The 3,364-nt window shown below is 70.9% G+C and carries 4 protein-coding genes; all 4 read right to left on the bottom strand.

Going from position 1 to position 3,364, the window contains the following annotated elements:
* A partial coding sequence (locus A33M_RS21290) for a hypothetical protein (RefSeq protein ID WP_040622447.1) occupies positions 1 to 409 on the bottom strand: 409 nt, incomplete at its 3' end.
* A gap of 238 nt (positions 410 to 647) precedes the next feature.
* The gene (locus A33M_RS21295; protein WP_008391855.1) at positions 648 to 1,214 is read right to left on the bottom strand and encodes a type 1 glutamine amidotransferase domain-containing protein; all 567 of its coding nucleotides are present in this window, start codon (positions 1,212 to 1,214) and stop codon (positions 648 to 650) included.
* A gap of 251 nt (positions 1,215 to 1,465) precedes the next feature.
* On the bottom strand, positions 1,466 to 2,290 hold the full coding sequence (locus tag A33M_RS21300; RefSeq protein WP_008391857.1) for a sugar phosphate isomerase/epimerase family protein: 825 nt from the start codon (positions 2,288 to 2,290) through the stop codon (positions 1,466 to 1,468).
* Positions 2,291 to 2,333: 43 nt separating this feature from the next.
* Positions 2,334 to 3,161: a sugar phosphate isomerase/epimerase family protein gene (locus A33M_RS21305; protein WP_040622450.1), complete on the bottom strand. Its 828-nt coding sequence runs from the start codon at positions 3,159 to 3,161 to the stop codon at positions 2,334 to 2,336.
* Positions 3,162 to 3,364: the final 203 nt, after the last annotated feature.

Consider the following 3,364-nt stretch of genomic DNA (forward strand, 5'->3'; position numbering starts at 1 on the left):
CCCCCCAGAACGGCGCCGAGTAGCCGCCGAGCAGGAAGCCGACGAAGCCGCCCGCCGTCATCCCGAAGGCGACCTGCAGGAGAATCAGCCAGCGCGCCTCGAGGTCGCTCTCGTCGGCGTCGGAGAAGCTGCACATCAAGCCGACCAGGCCGCCCAGCACCGCGCCGTGCGGGTGGCCGAGCACCGTGGCGGTGACGAACGGCACGCCGATCGTGACGAGATAGAGCCACGAGCGGCGGATGCCGTCGGCATCCGGCACCGCGCGGCGGGACAGATCGCGAACGCCGGCGAGCATCTGCACCGGAGCGGCGCGGCCGCCGAGTGCGGCGGCGAGCTTTTCGAACGACGCGCGCAGCGCGTCCGCCGGCCCGGAAAGGGCCGACCATCGGGGGTTTCGACTGGTACGCATGGTTTCTTGAACGTCGGCCGTGGTCGCCGAGTTGTCGGGTCGTCTTTCCATTGATGGCCCGGTGACGGTCCCGCCGCCACCGGGGGATCCCGAGACGACGACAGCGGCCCGGAGACCGGGCCGCTGTGATCACCTCGCGATCGATGATGGCGGGAGCCTAGCGGGCGATCCGGGCAGCATTGTGAAGCCACCCGGCGGCGTGCTCGCCGTCGCCCCGCCTCTGCCCCCGCCCATCGCCTCACTCGGCCGCGCGGCGGTCGTGCCGGCCTTCCGAGAACTCCTCGATCATCTTGCGGTTGAAGGCCGGGATGTCGTTCGGATTGCGCGAGGTGACGAGGCCGTTGTCGGTGACCACCTCGCGGTCGACCCATTCGGCACCGGCATTGGCGAGGTCGGTCTTCAGCGACGGCCACGAGGTCATCGTGCGGCCCTTCACGCCGCCGGCGTCGATCAGGAGCCACGGGCCGTGGCAGATCGCAGCGATCGGCTTGCCGCTCTCGACGAAGTGCCGCACGAAGGCGACCGCCTTCGGCTCGAGCCGCAGCGCGTCCGGGTTCATCACGCCGCCCGGCAGCATCAAGGCCTCGTAGTCCTCGGGCGCGGCGCCGTCGAGGCCGCGATCGACCCGGATCGCCTGGCCCTTCTCGTGATGGTTCCAGCCCTGGATGCTGCCGCTCGCCGGCGCCACCACCTGCACCTCGGCGCCCTGCGCCTTCAGCGCCTTCACCGGCTCGGTGAGCTCCACTTGCTCGACGCCGTCGGTCGCCAGAACCGCGACCTTGCATCCCCTCAACGTGTCGGCCATTGCCGTCTCCTCGATTCGTTCGATGTCTCGGGCGCGCCCGCCGTGGGACGCGAGCCCTTCCCCTCACCAAAGGTCTTCGCCGGAAAAGGTTCGCCCGAGGAGACGCGGCGCCGCCACGGCGGTTCCGAGGTGCCGCCGGCGACCCGAGGCGGCGCAAAAGACGGTGCAAGAGACGGAAAAAAACGCCCGCCGGGTGGGGCGGGCGCTTTGCAGCGATCGAATCGAGACGATGGGAGATCGCCGGACGGGCGTCAGAGCGTCGCCCGGAACCGTTCGAGGCAGGTCTCCAAAACCTCGTCGCCGGGCTTCTTCCACCAGTTCTCGCCGGAGAAGATCTCGACCTCGTGGAACCCGTGATAGCCGGCGTCGTCGATCATCCTGGCCCACGCCTTCAGGTCGATCACGCCGTCGCCCATCATGCCGCGATCGAGCAGCATGTCGCGGGTCGGCACCAGCCAATCGCAGATGTGGTAGGCGAAGATCCTGCGCGCGCGGCCGGCGCGGGCGACCTGGCGGGCGACGTCGGGGTCCCACCACACGTGATAGACGTCGATCGCCACGCCGACATCGGGGCCGAGCGCATCGCACAGGTCGAGCGCCTGGCCGAGCGTGTTCACGCAGGCGCGGTCGCCGGCATACATCGGATGCAGCGGCTCGATCGCCAGCGGCACCTTCACCGCGCGGGCGTGCGGCAGGATGTCCGCGAGCCCTTCGGCCACCATCTCGCGCGCCGCGACGATGTCGCGGAAGCCGTCGGGGAGGCCGCCGACCACCAGCACGATGCACTCGGCGCCGATCGCCGCCGCCTCGTCGAGGGCGCGCCGGTTGTCGTCGATCGCGGCCTGCCGGCCGGCCTTGTCGGCCGCCGGGAACATGCCGCCGCGGCAATAGCCGGTGACGCGCATGCCGTTGTCCTTGATCACCTTGGCCGACTCGGCGAGCCCGAACGCCGCCACCTGGTCGCGCCACGGATCGATCGCCTTGATGCCGTGGCGGGCGCAGGCCTCCACCGCCTCGCCGAGGTTCCACTGCTGGCGGACGGTGGCGAGATTGATCGACAACCCTTCGTTGGTCATTGTTCTTCCTTGATGGTCTCGAAGTGCGGGGGAACAGAGGTCGTCAGCGCACCGTCTCGAGCAGGCCGCGCACATAACCGATCGCGCGGGCCGCGCAGGCGGGGCCGTCGGGCCGGTAGACGAACGGCTCGACGCCGATGTCGCCGCGGTAGCCGACCTCGCGCAGCGCGGCGACGATCGGCGCGAAGGCGAGATCGCCCTCGCCCGGCCCGCGCCGGTTCGGATCGTTGAAGTGCACGTGCGCGATCAGGCCGGTCGGCACCCACCGCCGGATCAGGTCGGCGAGCGGCCCGGTCTCGCTGACCGCGGCCGACGAGCAGTCGATCATCGTGCGCAGCGCCGGATTGCCGACCGCTCTCACGATCTCGGCCGCCTCGGCGACCGTGTTGATGCAGGGCGTCTGCGGCGGCGACAGCGGCTCGATGCAATAGACGATGCCCGCCGCCCGCGCGGCGTCGGCCACCGCGGCGAACGCGTCGGCGGCGCGCTTGCGGCCGTCCGCCTCCTCACCCGGCACCAATTGGCGCTGATCGGGCGAGCCGTGCACCACCACCGAGCCGCCGAGATCGCCGGCCAGCGCGCACAGGCCGCGCATCACCTCGATGGTTTTTTCCCGCACGGCCGGGTCGGCGGACGTGATCGACAGGCCGGCCGGCGCCTTCAGCACGTAGTGCAGGCCGGTGATGGCGATGCCGGCGTCGGCCGCGGTCTTGCGCAGCACCGCACGCGCCGCCGCCGGCAGCCGGTGCGGCTCGTCGGAGAGCGTCATCGGCGCGAGCTCGAGGCCGTCGTAGCCGACCGCCTCGGCGAACGCACACTGGCGGGCGAACGGCAGATCGCCGAGCACCTCGTTGCAGAGAGAGACACGCATCATACGAAATCCGGGTCGTGGGTTCGGGTCTCGATCACGGCACGGCGGCCCCCCTCTCCCCACGGGAGAGGGTGAAAAGCCGCCTCGTTCGGCCGAGACCGCATCACGCCTTGTTCCATCCCATCATGCGGGCGGCACCGCGCTGCACGGCGGGGATCGCGGCGACGATCACCACGGCGGTCGTGATCCACAGCACGGCGCTG

The sequence above is a fragment of the Rhodovulum sp. PH10 genome (assembly GCF_000293785.1).
Lineage (GTDB): Bacteria > Pseudomonadota > Alphaproteobacteria > Rhizobiales > Xanthobacteraceae > Rhodoplanes.